At 43.1% G+C, this 18186-nt stretch carries 14 protein-coding genes; all 14 read left to right on the top strand.

The window, feature by feature from the left end:
* The first annotated feature begins 130 nt into the window (after positions 1 to 130).
* The 14 genes from D5085_02120 to D5085_02055 all read left to right on the top strand — a co-directional run bounded on the left by D5085_02120 (position 131) and on the right by D5085_02055 (position 18185).
* A complete protein-coding gene (locus tag D5085_02120; GenBank protein QEP42040.1) occupies positions 131 to 1141 on the top strand; it encodes a hypothetical protein in 1011 nt (336 codons plus the stop codon).
* A 7-nt stretch (positions 1142 to 1148) separates the two neighbouring features.
* Positions 1149 to 3263 (top strand): hypothetical protein, encoded by a 2115-nt coding sequence (locus D5085_02115; protein ID QEP42039.1) that lies wholly within the window; start codon positions 1149 to 1151, stop codon positions 3261 to 3263.
* On the top strand, positions 3241 to 4002 hold the full coding sequence (locus tag D5085_02110; protein ID QEP42038.1) for a hypothetical protein: 762 nt from the start codon (positions 3241 to 3243) through the stop codon (positions 4000 to 4002). The genes D5085_02115 and D5085_02110 overlap by 23 nt, the downstream gene beginning before the upstream one ends.
* Positions 4003 to 4014: 12 nt before the next feature.
* Positions 4015 to 4776, top strand: a complete 762-nt coding sequence (locus D5085_02105) for a hypothetical protein (protein ID QEP42037.1) — start codon at positions 4015 to 4017, stop codon at positions 4774 to 4776.
* A 195-nt stretch (positions 4777 to 4971) separates the two neighbouring features.
* On the top strand, positions 4972 to 5388 hold the full coding sequence (locus tag D5085_02100) for a HEPN domain-containing protein (protein ID QEP42036.1): 417 nt from the start codon (positions 4972 to 4974) through the stop codon (positions 5386 to 5388).
* Positions 5367 to 5774: a hypothetical protein gene (locus tag D5085_02095; GenBank protein ID QEP42035.1), complete on the top strand. Its 408-nt coding sequence runs from the start codon at positions 5367 to 5369 to the stop codon at positions 5772 to 5774. Before D5085_02100 ends, D5085_02095 begins: the two co-directional genes overlap by 22 nt.
* 186 nt (positions 5775 to 5960) lie before the next feature.
* A complete protein-coding gene (locus tag D5085_02090; protein ID QEP42034.1) occupies positions 5961 to 6659 on the top strand; it encodes a hypothetical protein in 699 nt (232 codons plus the stop codon).
* Between the two features lie 31 nt (positions 6660 to 6690).
* Positions 6691 to 7530, top strand: a complete 840-nt coding sequence (locus D5085_02085; protein QEP42033.1) for a hypothetical protein — start codon at positions 6691 to 6693, stop codon at positions 7528 to 7530.
* Positions 7531 to 8126: 596 nt separating this feature from the next.
* On the top strand, positions 8127 to 9311 hold the full coding sequence (gene galE, locus D5085_02080) for a UDP-glucose 4-epimerase GalE (GenBank protein QEP45016.1): 1185 nt from the start codon (positions 8127 to 8129) through the stop codon (positions 9309 to 9311).
* Positions 9312 to 9386: 75 nt separating this feature from the next.
* Positions 9387 to 10634, top strand: coding sequence for a glycosyltransferase (locus tag D5085_02075; GenBank protein ID QEP42032.1), 1248 nt, complete (start codon positions 9387 to 9389; stop codon positions 10632 to 10634).
* A 33-nt stretch (positions 10635 to 10667) separates the two neighbouring features.
* Positions 10668 to 12944: a hypothetical protein gene (locus tag D5085_02070; protein QEP42031.1), complete on the top strand. Its 2277-nt coding sequence runs from the start codon at positions 10668 to 10670 to the stop codon at positions 12942 to 12944.
* 45 nt (positions 12945 to 12989) lie between these two features.
* Positions 12990 to 14786 carry a hypothetical protein gene (locus D5085_02065; GenBank protein ID QEP42030.1) on the top strand — a complete coding sequence of 599 codons (1797 nt, stop codon included), beginning with the start codon at positions 12990 to 12992 and terminating at the stop codon, positions 14784 to 14786.
* An 82-nt stretch (positions 14787 to 14868) separates the two neighbouring features.
* Positions 14869 to 16074, top strand: coding sequence for a hypothetical protein (locus tag D5085_02060; protein ID QEP42029.1), 1206 nt, complete (start codon positions 14869 to 14871; stop codon positions 16072 to 16074).
* 2 nt (positions 16075 to 16076) lie between these two features.
* The gene (locus D5085_02055) at positions 16077 to 18185 is read left to right on the top strand and encodes a glycosyltransferase (GenBank protein ID QEP42028.1); all 2109 of its coding nucleotides are present in this window, start codon (positions 16077 to 16079) and stop codon (positions 18183 to 18185) included.
* Position 18186 lies beyond the last annotated feature (1 nt).

Genomic DNA, 18186 nt, shown 5'->3' with positions numbered 1-18186 from the left:
GTTTTGCTTCGATTGTTTTTGTGGTCAAATCGGTATAATTTATGATTATTAAATCGAATTATTCTTGATCTTTTGACAAGAAGTTTTGCTAACCGTTGCGTTAATATTTTTTATTTTTGGTATTATTTAAATGAATAGTGATATATATGCGGTTTATGAATCTATGGGGCATATATTTGATGAAGGCAAAGTTAATATTTCTTCTTTTGGGTTTGGTCTCAATGTTTTAGTTCCTAGACTGGATTATTTTTTTTCTGCTAAATCAAGAGTATTGAATAAGAGTTATAAATCAATAATTGATTCATCGTTAAAAGATGGATTGAAAAAAATAATGAATATATATTATGAGCAAGGGCGATTAGATAGAGCAGGGCATACTGTTAATCTGTTTTCCTATTATTGCCATTTCCCTAATTCAAAAGTGAATTATTATTGGATTCCTAAGAATGCTTGTACATATTTGAAAAATGTATTTATATTAAATGAGTGTGAGGGTGTTGATGTTGATATTCCTTCTTGGCGTTTTCATGAGACGGTTCAGGAAAAATGGGGATATACTTTAAAAGAGTATTTGAATAATAAGGATAAAAACCAACCCTCTGATTGTTTGAATGTCTCGGTTATTCGAGATCCAATTGAAAGGTTTGTCAGTTGTTATTTGGATAAGATTGCAAAACCAGTGATTTATGATAGACCATTTGAACCATTTATTGAAAATATCATTCACTCCTTCTACAATAAAAAAATCATAAAGAGAAGATTTGATAGGGGAATTAGTTTTTCTGAGTTCTTGCTTTCTGTGATTAATACACCATCTTATGCGTTAAATGAACATTGGCGACCTCAAGCTGACTTTTTAATAGGAATAGAGCTACAACATCTGGTTTTGCAAAGCCAAATTTTTGAATGGTTGCAAGGCATGGAATATAATATTTCTCAAAGTGAAATAAATAATAAAAGTTTAGGGAAAGTTTATACAAAAAATGCATGTTCAGGTGAGTTTTTTGATTTGGATCCAAAAAAGATTCAATTTGATAAAATTGATGATTATAGTCAGTTTGTGCCTGATTATGTTGAAAATATTCTTTTGGAGTTCTATTCGGAAGACTATCAATTAATGTCTGATTTTGGGTTAGTGTGATTTCTTTATGAAGGTTGTTTTAGTCGCTTTTCTGAAAAATGAAGATAGATATATATTAGAACATTATATTTGGTATAAAAATTTAGGTGTTACTGATTTTGTATATATATATAATGATTGTACTGATGCAAGTGAGAATATTCTGACTTTTTTAAGTGAAACGCAAAAAACAGTTACAATTTTTCATAATAAAATTAAATCAGATGATGTGCCACAACGAGTGGGTGCGTTTAAAATATTTTCAACCTTGATAAACGAGTATTTTAATGAATATGTTTTGTGTGTGGATCTAGATGAGTTTTTACTGCTAAAGAAGCATAATTCTATTCAAGATTTAGTTAATGAATATGAATGTCCAGATGTGATCTCGTTTAATTGGAGAGTTTTTGGTTCATCAGAAAAAAAGAGTTTTGAACCATTGCCTGTTACTTGTCGATTTAAGAGATGCTCTCATCCTCTTTTTCCGTTAAATAAAGAGATGAAGTCATTATGGAGGTTAAATGATAATATCTCTGGATTCGGAGCGCATAGGCCATTTCTTAAAGATACTGATTGTAATCGTATTGCTTGGATTGTTCCTAGTGAAAAATATAGTCATGGCTATTCTGTTTTAGAGTCATTTAGAAATGGAGAAAAAACAGGGCTAGATAGAGATGCTATTATTGATGTGGCTCAAGTCAATCATTATGCAGTAAAAAGTTCAGAGGAGTATAGTAATAGACAAAAAAGAGGCAGAGGTCTAGCTAATACTACCGGTAAAAAACGGCATACAGAAAAATATTTCCGTATGATGAATAAAAACATTATTTATGACCAATCGGCCTGTCAAAAATTTTCTTTACTTGATGCGCAGTATGAACAGCTAAATTTACAATTTATTAATTTTTGTTTAGATCTGCCACCTCAGATTGAGGTTGCTCTATTTTTTGCTGATCAAAGAAAATATAATATTGCAGAAAAAATTTTACTTAATGGATTGAATAGTTATACGGAAAAAAATGATTCTTTTGGCCATCCTGTTTTTAAAAAAGAACTCATGCGTTTATATCTAAAACAACAGAGATGGGATGATGCGAAAAAACTAATTCCTAATAAAGGAGATATTGGTGGTTGTCATTGGCATGAAAATCTTTTTGCTAGGGCTTATGATAAGGCTGGGGATGAAAAGAGTGCTGAGTTGTGGTGGCGAAAATATCTGCAATATAAGCCTGATGATAAAGAGGCAATTAACTGGGTGAATAGCAATATAAAGGGGAATGAAAATTTGCCATCTATTTTTATTAATAATTCAAAAGATTTCCATTACGAGGTAATTGAGTCAATTATAGAAAATTTATTTGCTATTTTTGGTAAGAAGCATTATGAATTTAAATGTATCTATCTGAATATTCCAGTCAAAAGAGATAAAGTAGTTCAATACTTTAAAAGTAGATATCCGAATATTAGATTTTCCTCTTTTGAGCTAATGTATTGTGAATTTTATGTTGAATGTACTATTTATAATAGGGATATAAGGCATATTTCTAATTTTCGTGGTTTTAAATCTGCATTTGTTGCACATGAGGTAACTCCAGAATTAATCTCATTATCAAATGTATGGTTTTTAACTCCGTTATGTGGGATTGATAGATGGTTTTATGCAAGTCATTTGCCTTTTAATAAAGAAAAGAAAATGGCGAAAAAGCCTGTGTATATTGTTCAGGGAAATATGACAGATAAAAGAAGAAATTTTAAATTATTACAATGTTTATTTGAGAATGATTATGATTATGAAATTAGATTGGTTGGACGAGGTAAACTTCCTAAAGAATTAGAGAATTATGCTACTGATAGTAGATTAAGTACACATTTTAACCTAAACTTTACTGATTTTCATCGCCAATTTATCGATGCCTATTGTATTATTCCATTGGTTGATCCTATAAATACTCCGCAATACTATAAAAATAAATTAACATCAAGTGTGAGTTATGGGCTAGGGTATGGGCTACATTTTCTTGTTGAGAAAGTATTTGCAAAAAAATATTCTATGGATTTGAGTCGTGAATTTGTCTATAGTAATGATGACGAGTTTGTATCAGCATTTAATAAGAGTTTAGTTGATTTTTATTCTGCTACATAATACCACTATGAAATTTAATATTCCTGATAATGATTTTGTTCAGCCTGAATTTGATTATAATTCTAATGTTAAGCTTGAGAAAATAGTAATCATTGTTAGCACTCCACGATCTGGTAGTACATGGTTGTCAGATATACTTTATCGTTCCGGAATTTGTTTGCCGCATGAATATTTCCAACCATTTCAGTATATGCCTTTTCTATTTAATGTTTGGAATTGTAATGATAAAAATAAGATTGAAGAAGACTATGTTAATAATTTGATTAAACACAGAACATCGTCTGTTGGCGTTTTAGGAATAAACCTACATGGTAGTCATTTGCCTCTATTTATGAAATATTGGCCATATTTTCCTAGTGTTGATACGGTATTTATTCACCTAACACGAAGAGATAAGATTAAACAGGCTGTTAGTTATTATCACGCTTCTGTTAGTGGTGAATGGAGTGAGCATTATGCTAAGAATAATGATTCTATTGCGTTTAATTTTAAGTTAATAAAAAATAGATTGAATAAAATTCAACATTGGGAAGCTGTCTCATTAGCTTTTTTTTATAAATATAAAATAAATTTTGATTCGATTGTTTATGAAGATCTTGTTGTAGATCCTGTTTTATATTTAAAAAAATACGGTGTTAGTGATTTTCAATCTAAGCTAAATAGACAATCTGATATAAAAAAAGAAGAGCTGTATGAAAAATTTATAGATATGTTTTGGGGTAATAACTCACTCAAATAAAATAGGATTATTATGGCGTTTTTAAAATTATATGGTGAAAGGAATACTAACACTAACTATCTAACAAAGATTATTGAATTAAACTTGAATGTTGAACAATTGGAGGGGACTCTTCCTAAGAGGAAAACAAGGTTATATAAAAATAAAAACTGGTTAAAAAAAGAGGCTGTCATTGATGAGTATTTTGATATAAATTTCAATAAAAATTTAGGATGGAAACACTCCAAAGTATTAGATAGGGAATGTTTATTAAGCTATGATATAGTTAATGATAATGAAATTTTATTCGTTACTGTTACCAAAAACCCGTACTCTTGGCTTCTCTCTCTTTATCGAAATCCATATCATCAATACTACAAAAATAAGCCGCGTTCATTTTATGAATTTTTAACCACTGAGTGGAAAACTGTATCTAGAGAAAATGTCAATTGTAGTTCATTGGTTTCACCAGTGGATTTATGGAATATTAAAAATCGTTCATATATTAATAAAGGTGGGATGCGTTTTATTAATTTGATAACTGAAGATATGTTTCGTTCCCCAAAATTGATTGTCGATACTATTTTTTCGGGCATGTCAAGTATAGAGAAAAAAACATTCGATTTTGTTAATTTTAATAAATCAACGAAAGATAAAAATAAAGATGGTGATTTTTATAGAAAATATTACTTGGATGAGATTTGGAAAAAAGATTTAAATAAACAGTCAATTGAATATATTAACTCTCGATTAGATTATGGTTTGATGGAATATTTTGGATATGATATTCTTTAGATTGATTGGTCATAGTAAGTTAGATTATTAATTTGCTATTCATATAATAGTTGAGGAGCGATTTGGTTATGAATTCTACAAATACAAAACCATTATAAAAACATCTAAAATAGACAATGCCACAGGCAATTTAGAGTGGTAAAAATATAACTGGATTTTATTTAAATATGCTTAATTCATATTAGAAAATCACTTATGAATAGAAAAGACCTTCAGCTCTTATCTAATATCCGTCTCACAGAGGCAGAAAAGCTGCTTTCAGCTAACTGCTATCACGGTGCCTACTACCTTGCCGGTTATGCGATTGAATGTGCCTTAAAATCCTGTATCGCAAAACAGGTGCAACAGTACGATTTCCCCGATAAAAACCTAACCAATAACTCATACACGCACGATCTAGAAAAATTGATTAATACCGCTGGCCTCAAACAACAACTATCTGAGCAAGAAAAGAGTGATGAAACTCTTTACTCAAATTGGCTGACCGCAAAAGACTGGTCAGAAACCTCCCGCTATGAGTGTGAACTCAGCCAATCGATGGCAGAAGACATGATCTCAGCAATCAACGACCCAGAATCAGGAGTATTACAATGGCTGAAGAACTACTGGTAAGAGATCACCTCAGCAACGAAATGCTACAAGCAGGTAGACACTTAGTTGAACGCCTTGATAGCGACGGCTGTGAAGTTACCAGCGCCTTTTGGCTCTACAATGACGAGAACCGGGAGTGGCGTTTAATTATCGCCTCACCACTGGTGGGTCGTGATGGCCCGAAAAAGTTCTATTTGCGGGTGCTGGATGCTAATAAGAGTGCTGCTAGCGATGAGATCGTAATCCATCCCCACCATATTGAGGCGAGGGACAGCGGTAACCGACTGGTGCAGTCGTTAAGTCGTGCTATTCATACCGATGCTAGCCTTAGCGGTATTCGCTTCTCCCGCAGTGTGGTACCGGGGCAATTTATAGAGGATGCTTATATTTATCGGTCTATGGGTTAGTTCAGATTGTTTATCAATTTTTCATGTTTGCGATCTATGATTTTCCCCCTTTAAGACTCCCTCAAAGAGGGAGAGTTGGAGCGGGAACTGAAAAATGGTAAAACGATGAAAAAGGCTGTTTTTGGTTATCAGATTTAGGTTTGTGTTATGCGTATATTAGCCTTTGGAGACTCTCATAGTAAATATTTGACAATAACTCCGCAAATTAAATCATTAATTGGCAATTTACCTAAAAATTTTGTTATTGATAACAATGTTATTCGCGCATCAACGATTAAAGGATTTGGTAAAAGAGAGTCAACACTAAATACAGCTAAAATAATTCAAAAAAAATTAGCGGAAGCAAAATTTGATGGTTTCGTTTTTTGTTTTGGTCAGGTTGATATAGAACTAGGTTATTACTATTCTATCTTTGTAAAGAGAGAATTTATTGATTTTGATATGTATGTAAGTGATATTGTTGGTGTTTATATGGATTTTTTGAAATCACTAAATCTAGTATATGATAGAGTGTTAATTAAAGGTATTAATGTTCCAGTTTTGGTTTATGATAAAAAAAAATCAATTGGGTACACTAAAAAGATAATTACGGAAAATGTAAATTCTGATGATGATGCAAAAAATATCTTTACAGCCATGTTAAATAAATTTCCTAATGGAAAAAAGAGAACAAAGATGCATTTGGATTTTAATGTCTATTTGAAAAAACAGTGTGTCCTTAATGGTTTTGGTTACTTTGATATTAATGATTCTATTTTAAAGTATAACGGGCTGATTGATGAAAAATATATTCCAACAGGCCAAGATCACCACATCTCTGATACATTGTTTGTTAGAAAAATTCATATAGAAAAAATTTGTCATTTTTTTCAAAACTTGTGTTGATTGATGTTATTGGTTAATTAATAATTTCTTAATGCTCCTCACCTTCATAACCCGCTACTCCATCCTCTCCAAACAACTTGCCACAGGCTGGGCAATTGGCCGGCAGAACTACCCCCGCTACCGCCAAAAGCTCTTTTTACCGCAGCGTCTCCAACTCCACCAACATCTGTTTCAAACGGTTACGCTTCCCTCAGTAATTCAGCAAAACCTTGAGGGGATAGATAATATAACGGTTAAACACTTAGTTATTACCTCAAAAGCGCTTCCCGAACCGTTTAAAAGCAATCTTTATCAACTTGCTGAGCAGCATCACCAGCTTGATATCATAGAGATGGCGCAAAACTCTGTTAATTTAGCCAATATTATTAACCGCTATACCAAACAACATGCTACTAAAGGTGATTTTGTTGTAACAGTCAGATTAGATGATGACGATGCGCTTTCACGAAACTACTGTTCTCAGCTCTCTAAATATGTTCGCCGCCTTAATATTGGCTACTCAATCTCATTAGGTAAAGGTGTCGCCGCTATTGTCAGTACCGAGCCAAACCCTCACTTCAGCGCGTTTAAATCGTACTACTACCCCAAAATTGCCATCGGTCTTGCTTATATCAATTTTTTGAATAAACGGGGTATTCTCTCTGTTCGTGGGCAAAATATCTTTACTCAAGGAGCACATACTAAAGTTGATACCACCTCACCTACGATTCTCGACTCGCGTGAGTATCACTTTATGCGCCTGTTTCACCCGCAATCGGATACTTTTCAGCGCCATATTAAAGCGATTAATCGACTCTCCGCTCTATCGTTAGAGCAGGTTAACGAACACTTTTTTATCGATTCCAACATGCCATATCAGCCACAGGAGTAGTTATGCAACACAACGAGAGTGCAGAGGATGAACTCACTCTGCTTCAGCAACAGGCTCAACACCCAAGTGCCGCCTTGGATGATCTACTTAAACTCGCCATCGCCTTGCGTAATCAGAGGGAAATTGAGACATCACTACAGTGGCTGGATGAAGCCGAACTTAGGTTTGGCACGAGCTGCTGGATTGAAGATAACCGTGCCCGGGCTAAAGTTGAACTACAACAGCAGCAGCAGGCGCTAGCGCACTGGGTTCAGGCGCTTCAATTAGCTCCGGTGGCCGATAAAGAGTTCTTTAATCAGCAGCTCGAACGGCTCTACGCTGCTGAAACGACCGAGTGGCGACAGCAGATAGCCCTCGATAAAGAGCGGCTCAACTGGTCTGCCGTGGTTGATCATCTGACCCCACTATTAGAGTCGCAGCGTTATAATCTGCTGCTCTATTTGGAGTTGGCGATAGCCTATCGTGAGCAGCAGCGCTTTTTTAGTGCGATGAAAATCCTACAACAGGCTGAAGCTCAGGGGCTGCAGAGCATCTGGCTACGAGATAACCAGATCCGCATTCTGTTTAATCAAAAACTCTATCAACGCGCCTATCGTATGGCACTGGAGCTGCCGCAGCTAGCCGGTTATGAAGCGAATCAAACGCTATTTGATCAGCTTATCGAGCACTGCCGCACAGCTCTGACCGATGAGGAGCGGCAAACCGTTGAGCAAGAGCACAGCGCGGTGGCTGATCAGAGCGCTGAAGCGGAGCCTAAAACACCTAATCCCTTGGTTACCGAAGCGATAGCGTCGCCGCAAAGTCAGCCCTCACAACGAACCGTGTTAGTCGTTGGAGGCGCTGGCTATATCGGCTCCCATATGGTCTATCTACTGCTACAGCAGGGGTATCGTGTGGTTACCTTTGATAATCTCTCGGCCGGCTATCGTGATGCAGTCGTGGGTGGCGAGTTTATTGAAGGCGATATTGGTGATAGTGCCGCACTGGATCGACTGTTGCAAAACTATACGATTGACGGAGTAATGCACTTTGCCTCTTCGATTCAGGTCGGTGAGTCGGTAACGCGGCCTGATCTCTACTACCATAATAATTTGGCTAACACGATTAACCTGCTAAATGCGCTGGTGCGACACCAGGTTAAGGCGCTGATCTTCTCCTCCACTGCAGCTATTTTTGGTCAACCGCAGCAGATCCCGCTTGATGAGAACCACCCGCAGCAGCCGATTAACCCCTATGGTCGCACTAAGTGGATGGTTGAGCTGCTACTACAAGACTATGATCACGCGTTTGGCCTGAAATCGGTAGCGCTGCGCTACTTTAACGCCGCCGGTGCCGAGCCGGGGAGTGGCCTGCGTGAACGGCACGATCCGGAGACCCACCTCATTCCGCTAACGCTGCAGGTCGCACTTGGGCAGCGGCCGGCGATAGCTATGTATGGTAACGACTATGAGACCGCAGATGGTAGCTGTATTCGTGACTACATTCATGTCAGTGATCTCTGCCGAGCCCATATTTTAGCACTAGAGAAGTTATGGCAGGAGGGGCAGAGTCTTCAGTTTAATTTAGGTAATGGCGAGGGCTATTCGGTACAGCAGGTGATCGATAGCTGTCGCCGTATCACCGGGCACGATATTCCGGCTGAAGTTGTAGCTCGTCGAGCGGGGGATCCGGCCGTTTTAGTGGCCGATAGTCAAAAAGCCGAAGTGGAATTGGGATGGCAGCCACGCTATCGTGATCTTGATACCCTTGTTGAACACGCTTGGCAAGCCGTGAGAGGTTGAACGATTCCCCTTTTAATTGAAAAACTTAAACAGGCTAATCGCGCTTTTCAGCAGCGCAACTACCCGCTAGCGCTAGTGCTCTATCGCCAGCTGTTGCAGCACTCTCCGCAGTTAGCCACTCGGTTCGGCTTTAATCTGGCGCTAGCAGAGCGTCGCTGTGATGTGACCGACCCGAATCTGTTTATTAAATATTACTCGCCCGCCGCTGTTAATACAGAGTTACCCCTATCAGCACGGCAACAGCGTATTCTGTTTCTGTTACCAATTGCCGGTATCGCTGGGGGGATTCACTCGATTGTGCAGGAGTGTGCGGCAATGCGGCAGTTAGGGGTTGAGGCGCAGATTGCGATTCGTCCCCATAACCGCCACTTTTTTTTAGCTCACTATAGCGTGATTGATGATATTGAGCAGATGTTGGTCAATTTTGATGAGAGCTATCTGGAGCGGGTTGTTGAGGGAGTTGATACCCTAATCGCTACCCTATATAGCTCAATGGCGTTGGTAAAATCGATGGTGGAGCGCTATCCGCAGTTACAACCGGCCTACTATATACAAGATTATGAACCCGATTTTTTTGAGCCTGGTTCCACTGCGTGGCAGCAGGCGTATGACTCCTATCGACTGCTGCCCGATACGCTCTGTTTTGCTAAAACCGGCTGGCTAGCGAATCGGGTCTCAAAACAGCACGATGTTACCGTGCATCAGGTTACCCCTAGCCTTGATCACCAAATCTACTCTCCTGATCCTAACGCTCCATTTTGGTTAAAACGGGAGGTGCCTATTCGGGTAGCTGCGATGGTGCGACCCGAAACTCCACGGCGGGGAGCGGCAAGAACCATGACGCTATTAAAAGCGTTAGCCGATATTTTTGGTAACGATATTACTATCGATATTTTTGGAACGGCTGAAGAGCGATTATCAGACTATCGGTTAGTAAGCGATTTTCGTTACCATAACCACGGTGAGCTGACGCGCCAGCAGGTCGCTCGCCTTCTGCAGCAGAGCCACTTTTTTCTCGATCTCTCCGACTACCAGGCCTTTGGCCGCACAGCGGTGGAGGCGATGGCGTGTGGGGTGATTGTATTAATCACTTCAGCTGGGGCTGCTTCGGAGTATATTTTCGATGGCGTTAACGGCTTTTTACTCGATATCGACTCGCCAGAGCTGCTGCAGCGTGTGACCTCCATTATTGAGTGTCACTACCACTCCGATCCCTTGCGGCTGAATGCAATTCAGACAGTCTCAGCGTATAATCCGCGCAGCGCAGCACTATCGGAGTTGGCATTACTCGCTGCGCCGACTGCGACTTTTGGCCTGAATTGAACCGACAAGAACTGACTTTTTTGAGGAAATTTTATGCGATTTGTGATTAGCACAGCAGCACCCTATAGCGGTTGGAGCCGTGTTCAACCGATATTGGCGGAGTTATTTACCCCAATTCCGACAACTCTATTGCAGCCGCTGTTATCATCTGAAGATGCCTCCGGTGGGGTCGATTTGACACTACTTCAGGCACATTTGCCTGAGCCGGTTGACGATGCAGCGATCTACTGGATTGAAGAGTCCGATCCCTTCGCGCTGGGGAAGTGGCACAAACGATTGCCGCAGGCTACTTTTCTGCTGTTCTATCTCCCTTTTCGTTCCGCACTGGCCACGGCGCTTCAATCTGGCGTTGAGCCGGATCTGATGGTGGCGCAGTGGCGGGAGTCTAGTCGCCAACTGTTACAGTTTCAGCGCATGCAGCGTCGGCGGGCGTTACTCCTTCATAGTGGTCAGGTGGTCGCATCGCCTACCGAATTGATTCAGACTTTAACGACTTTTGGGCTTAATCTACCGCATGGAGAGCACCATTGGGATCCTGTGGATCCTTTCTCTGAACTCAGGTTAGAGAGCGTACTGGCTAGCGCTTATCTGCCGGATGATGAGATTAATCGCCTACAGCGAGAGCTGGAAGCGAGCAGTTGGCCGTTGTCGGAGCTGTTAGAGGTAGATTGGACAGCTCAGTTTGAACAGCTCTATAGAGCCTATCACCAAATGGTGACCGACTTAGCCCAAGCTCAAATAGAGCAACAGCGGCTTGGTGAAAGTCAGCATCGGGTTAAACAGCTAGAGATGGAGTTAAGTGGCAGGAGCCGCCAACTCAGCGAGAGTCAGACACAGATTAAGCAGTTAGAAGGGGAGACAAACAACCATAAGCAGCAGCTACAGCAAAGCCAAAAGCAGGCTGCAGAGCTCGCCGCATCGAATAAAAGCCTTACCACTGAACGCGATAGTGCTAACAAGCAAGTACAACAGCTTAAGGAGCAATATCAGCAGCAGAAGCAGCAGAGTGATACTCTGCAGGCCAGAGAGAAAGAGCTCACAGAAGAGAGCGAACTGCTGCTGCTACAGCTCCATAGCGTGCAAGAGTCATTAGAGGAGACCTATCAACAGAAGCAGCAGTTAGAGAGTGAACTCAAACAACAGCAACAGCGGCTTAGTGACAGTCAACAGCGGATTAAGCAGTTAGAAGGGGAGACAAACAACCATAAGCAGCAGCTACAGCAAAGCCAAAAGCAGGCTGCAGAGCTCGCCGCATCAAATAAAAGCCTTACCACTGAACGCGATAGTGCCCGTAAACAGGTTGCAGAGCTGACCGAAGCGGCTAAAAACCTTACCACTGAGCGAGATAGTGCCCGTAAGCAGGCCAAAGAGCTTGGTGAAACAAATAAAACCCTCATTGCTGAACGCAGTGAAGCTAATAAGCAAACACAACAGCTTAAGGAGCAGTATCAGCAGCAAAAACAGCAGTTTGAACAGCTACAGAGTAGTCAACAGGAGCTAACTGAAGAGAACGAGTTAATCCTGCTACAGCTCCATAGTGTACAAGAGAGCTTAGAAGAGCTCTATCTACAAAATCAGCAGACAGAGCAGCAGTTAGAGCAGCGCCAGCAGCAGATTAAATCGTTAGAGCAGAAAGAGCAGGGGCTGATAGATGAAAACCGACTTGCTGCAGAGGAGCTCTACCAACTTCAGGAACAGCACAGCGAACTGCAACTGAGTTATAGTGATAAAACAACCGAAGCGGAAGAGCTACAGTGGCAACTGCAGCAGCGGATAGAGGAGAACCAGCAGTTAAATAGTGAGTTGCAGGCATGGCAGCAGCGCGAACAGCAGTTACAACAGCAGCTAACTCAAAACGAAAAGTTTCGATTAAAATTAGAACAGCAGTTAAATGAGAAGATAACCACACTAGGCCGGCTCCATGGCGCTATTCATCTACAGACACAGCAGCAGCAAGGGAGAGGGCTCGTTGCTAAACTGAATCCACTACAGAAGCAGAAGCGTAAAAAGGCGCTTAAAAAAATGGCCGAAACGATTCGCCAGTCTGAACTGTTTGACGAAGCGTGGTATAGAGCCCATAACCCTGATGTGGCTGAAGCCGATATCGACCCTGCGCTCCACTTTTTACAGTTTGGTGCCGGTGAATTACGCAATCCCTCACCCCATTTCGATACTGCTTATTATCTGAATCAACACACCGATGTGGCAGCGATGGGGATTAACCCCCTAATCCACTACTTAAATTTTGGACAGCAAGAGGGGCGGGCTATTGCCGCTGTCGGCAGCAGAGAGGCGTTAGACGCGGTTTAAGCCGTGATCTGCTTTCCGCAATCTATCTAAATAAGGCGAGAACGAATGAACGCGCAACTACAGACGATTATCTATCTGGGAGCTGGTAACGGTAGTGAACTACCCGACTATTTGCCCCAACAGCCACAAAAACTGATCTTAATAGAAGCTGATCCTGAGCAGTCTGCACTACTACAGCAGCAGATAGAGCAGCTTCAACCCACGACTGAAGTAGAGATTAAGCGTGTTGCCGTAACGGCCGAGCGCGGTTCTAATAGCACGCTCTATCGTTATAACTTGCCGCAGGCTAATAGTCTGCATCAAGCGACCGGGCTAAAACAGCTCTATCCGGGGTTAAAGCTGCTAGAGCAGCTTGAAGTGGCGAGTGAACCGGTTGCTGAGCTAATGGCTGGGTTAAATTTAGATAGTCAGCTGCCGCAGCTGTTGGTGATCGATACACCGGGAGTAGAGTTACCGCTGCTACAGGCGCTTGCTGCGACCGAGCAGTTAGGTCAGTTTAGCCAGATAGAGCTCTATTGTGGTATTGATGCTCTCTATCACGACAGTGTAGCCGCCGCAGAGGTGGTAGAGTGGTTGGCGACTCAGGGGTATGAAGTCACAGAGCAGGATGAGAGTCGTGACCCCGATAGACCTTGTTGGAAGCTAAAACGCAACGATATGATGCTGCAGAATCTACAGCTCTCGCAGCAGCTAAATCAGTTAACCACTGAGCGCGATAGTGCCCGCAAGCAGGCAGCAGAGCTGACTGAAGCGACTAAAAACCTCACCGCCGAGCGCGATAGTGCCCGCAAGCAGGCAGCAGAACTCACTGAAGCAAATAAAAACCTCACCGCCGAGCGCGATAGTGCCCGCAAGCAGGCAGCAGAACTGACTGAAGCGACTAAAAACCTCACCGCCGAGTGCGATAGTGCCCGCAAGCAGGCAGCAGAGCTGACTGAAGCGACTAAAAACCTCACCGCCGAGCGCGATAGTGCCCGCAAGCAGGCAGCAGAACTCACTGAAGCGACTAAAAACCTCACCGCCGAGTGCGATAGTGCCCGCAACCAAGCCACAGAGCTGACCGAAGCAAATAAAAACCTTACTGCTGAGCGCGATGGTGCCCGCAAGCAGGCAGCAGAACTCACTGAAGCGACTAAAAACCTCACCGCCGAGCGCGATAGTGCCCGCAAGCAAGCCACAGAGCTGACCGAAGCGACTAAAAACCTCACTGCCGAGCGCGATAGTGCCCGCAAGCAAGCCACAGAGCTGACCGAAGCAAATAAAAACCTTACTGCTGAGCGCGATGGTGCCCGCAAGCAGGCAGCAGAACTCACTGAAGCGACTAAAAACCTCACCGCCGAGCGCGATAGTGCCTGCAAGCAAGCCACAGAGCTGACCGAAGCGACTAAAAACCTCACTGCCGAGCGCGATAGTGCCCGCAAGCAGGCATCAGAACTCACTGAAGCGACTAAAAACCTCACCGCCGAGCGAGATAGTGCCCGTAAACAGGCATCTGAGCTGACTGAGGCAAATAAAAATCTCACCGCCGAGCGCGATAGTGCCCGCAACCAAGCCACAGAGCTGACCGAAGCGACTAAAAGCCTTACTGGTGAGCGCGATGCAGCGCGAAAACAGCTACACGAATTGACTGAAACCCATAAGTCGGTTACAGCCGAGCGAGATCAGCTTAAGAGCCGTGTTGCAGCGTTAGAGTCGAGTCAAGGCGAGTTAACCCAACAGAACCAGCAGCTACAACAGCGTAATCAGGAAAACGAGCAGCGACAGCAGCTACTTGAGACTGAGCTCGTGAAAGCGGAAGCCCAAATTGATCTGATAAAAGACCTCATGCTCGATAAACTTTAAACTTTGATAGAGATCGCAAACACCAAGTGCTGTAGCTGCCAAGCCGGTGTCATCTACTCTACGACAGAGCCTCGCATCGTTGATGCGGCAGCCACTCAGCTCGCAGCAGCTCACACAAGCGCTATTAACCCGTCTGTGGCTGCAACCTGAGGTAGTTCAAACCGAACTGACAACTGATCCTGTCGTTAAGCGGCACTATCGACAGCTTATTGCGACTTGGAACGCAGCACAACGCCAGACGCTACAACGCATTGAACAGCTAAAGCGGCTCGATTTTGATCTTATTCGTAAGCCCACGGCTATTGAGCGGCAGTTTTGTTACCAGAACGGTATCGATCTGAATCTGTTTTTAGGGGAGCGGATCGATAACTACCGGTTAGTCCGAACTGATGAGAGCTCCATTATCGCCAATCGCGGCTTTAAACCCGGCTCGATTCTGCCACAGATCGATGCGCTCCTGATTCACGGTGAAGCGCGCTTTGCCAATAGCTTAATAAAACTGAATTATGCCTATAATTTAGCCCTCACCCATGGGATTAAAAAGATATATCACAGTGGCTTTAGTGCCATTCGCCCCGCTTGTACCGTTAATGGCATTACTATTGAGCAGTTGCGGGTTGCACCCGCCGCGCTACAAGCTAATCTGTTGGTATCTGTCTTTTTCTATAACCAGACACTTAAACCACTGACTACTCCCAATTTAAGCCGCTACGATATTTTGCAGCAGTTGCGCCCCTGTTTAGCCTATGAGCTGCCTGAACAGCCTCTCCATCCGCACAATACCCTAACGATTCACCTGCGTGCCGGCGACATCTTTAGTGATAATACCCCCCACTTTGGTTATGGTCAGCCACCGCTCGCGTTCTATATCGCGGTGTTACAACAGCGACGCTGGCATGCAGTGCAGCTAGTTTATGAAGATGAGGGAAATCCTGTCGTTGCCGCACTCAAAACAGAGCTCGATAACCGAAAGTTGCCCTATAGTATCGCCTCAGGCACGCTGGCTGATGATATCGCTATATTAGCAGCCGCTGAACATCTGGTGATTGGGCGTGGTACCTTTACCTATCCGCTTATCTGTCTCTCTAAAGTGGTTAAAACGGTCTACTATTTTCAAATAGATAAAACTGCCGTGTGGGGGTTGGAGCGAAGCGATATCAAATTTGTCCTAATCCAAGATATTAACGGCAACTATCAGCAGACTATTTTAGCCAATTGGCGTAATACACCAGAGCAGCGCCAGCAGATGTTAACCTATCCGCAACACTATCTTCGTATAGCCAGATAACCATGGCGGCCAGAGAGAGAGTAGAACGGAGTGATATCGCCTTTTGGTGCCATATTAATGGTGCCCGGATTGCGGTTAAGCAGCAGCAGCACGATACCCTAGAGCACCATTTAACGGCATTAGCCGCACTATCGCAGCAGCAGACGACGACTAAAAATCGGCGCTATCGACCCTTTTTACAGCAATTTTTGACCACCTATCGCTTAAAAGAGCAGTTTGAATCGCTACTTGAGAGGCAAACCGATTATCGCGGTACTCAGGTTAACCCCATAGTCGGGGGGGGAATCGATAACTATGTCGAGCAGATTGGTAGTGGCATTTCGGTGGTGAGCTGTACCATGAATCGTCACGCTAATCTGCTTAAGGCATTACGCTCCTGGCTTGCTTGTGAGGCGATTAATGAAGTGGTAATTGTTGACTGGTCTTCAACCGAACCGCTAACCCAATTTCTGCAACAGCAGCAGCTACATGATGAGCGGGTTAAGATTGTTCGGGTGGAGGGACAGTCGCGCTGGATTCTTAGTTACGCCTTTAATCTCGGTTTTCGGGTAGCGAGTTACGATAAAATTATTAAAGCCGATGCTGATATTTTAATCTACCCCTCCTTTTTTACCCAACAGCAGCTCCTGCCTAAAAGTGTTATTGCCGGTAACTGGCGAAAAGTAGCCTCGGAGCAGGCTCATATTAACGGTTTTTTCTACATTCACCGCCACGATTTACTGTCGATTAACGGTTTTAATGAGTATCTTACCCGTTACGGTTGGGACGATAACGATATCTACCAACGACTACAGCAGGCTGGAGTAGTGCGATACGATGTTAACCCGGCGACGCTCTACCATCTACCGCACCGTCACGCCGAGCGGCTAGAGCCGTCGCAGGCCGATGATCGCTTTAACCGTTTTCGACACTCTACTCAATTTGCTATTCGCTGCAATAAATATATCGCTGCACTTATGCCATGTTGGGGAAGGCAGCAGATGATGCTTCTGTTTACCATTACCGCGCAGTACGATAACGAATTGAGAGTGAAGCAGAGAGGGAGGTCGTCCCACACGGTCGCCCCCCATATTGAATGTGATGCCGAATATTACGCGATGTTGGAGATGCTCTCTTGGCGTGGTGGAGAGATTGCCTATCAGTTGCAGCGTCATGAGGCAGAAAATCTGCTGCATAAATTCGATTACGATACGATTACCATTTCTGAGATTAAGAGAAGCGTACAGGGTCAGCCTCAGTCTAGCTCACAGGTTAAGAGCTATTCAGGTGGACGACTCTATATTGATGCACAGCATGGCTTAGGTAATCGGCTGCGGGCGATCGCTTCAGCTGCAGTGATTGCTCAGGCGACTGATAGAGAGCTAGTGATTGTGTGGCAGCCAGATCATCACTGTCATTGCCAGTTTCGCGATCTGTTTGACTATCAGGGGGAAGTGTTAGAACAGAGCTTTATTCAGACAGCGCAAAGTCGATCAATGAAGCTGTATAACTATATGGAGATAGAACCCGGTGCGAAAAAATTTGCCCCGATAGAGCCGCAGGTTGGGCAGGATCTCTACATTCGTTCAGCGTATGCGCTAAAAAGCGAACTTGCCGATGCAGATCAGGAGAATCGTTATCTGCAAACCCTACAGCCTAATTATGAGGTAGTTCAACTCATAGAGCCTTATGGGGTGTCGCAATCTATTGGTGTCCATATTCGTATGGAAGGGGGGAAGGGGCTGGATCACTTGAGTTATGATGCTCCCGAGAACTGGAGTCAAAAGGGGCATGAGCAGCTCCACTACTGGCGAGAGAAGAGCCACTATCGTCACTTTATCTCCCGTATGGATCAGATCATTGAAGAGCAGCCTGAGGTGAAGTTCTTTTTAGCTACCGACCGAGAGCAGACCTATCAGATGATGCGGCAGCGTTATGGGGAAAGGATCCTCTTTTTGCCTCGCTCTCAGTTTGATCGCTCTAAGGATCAAATTATCTATGCCTTGGCCGATGCAATCTTGCTCAGCCGTTGTCGCTCTCTGCTTGGCAGTACCTGGAGCTCGTTTACCGAATTAGCGATGCGGCTCTCGATCGGCTATGAGAGGGTCGAGATGAGTGGACACGATTTTTAGA

The sequence above is a fragment of the Ectothiorhodospiraceae bacterium BW-2 genome (genome assembly GCA_008375315.1).
Taxonomy (GTDB): domain Bacteria; phylum Pseudomonadota; class Gammaproteobacteria; order Thiohalomonadales; family Thiohalomonadaceae; genus BW-2.
The sequence above is the reverse complement of the archived record's forward strand: the minus strand, read 5'-3'. Positions and strand labels throughout refer to the sequence as shown.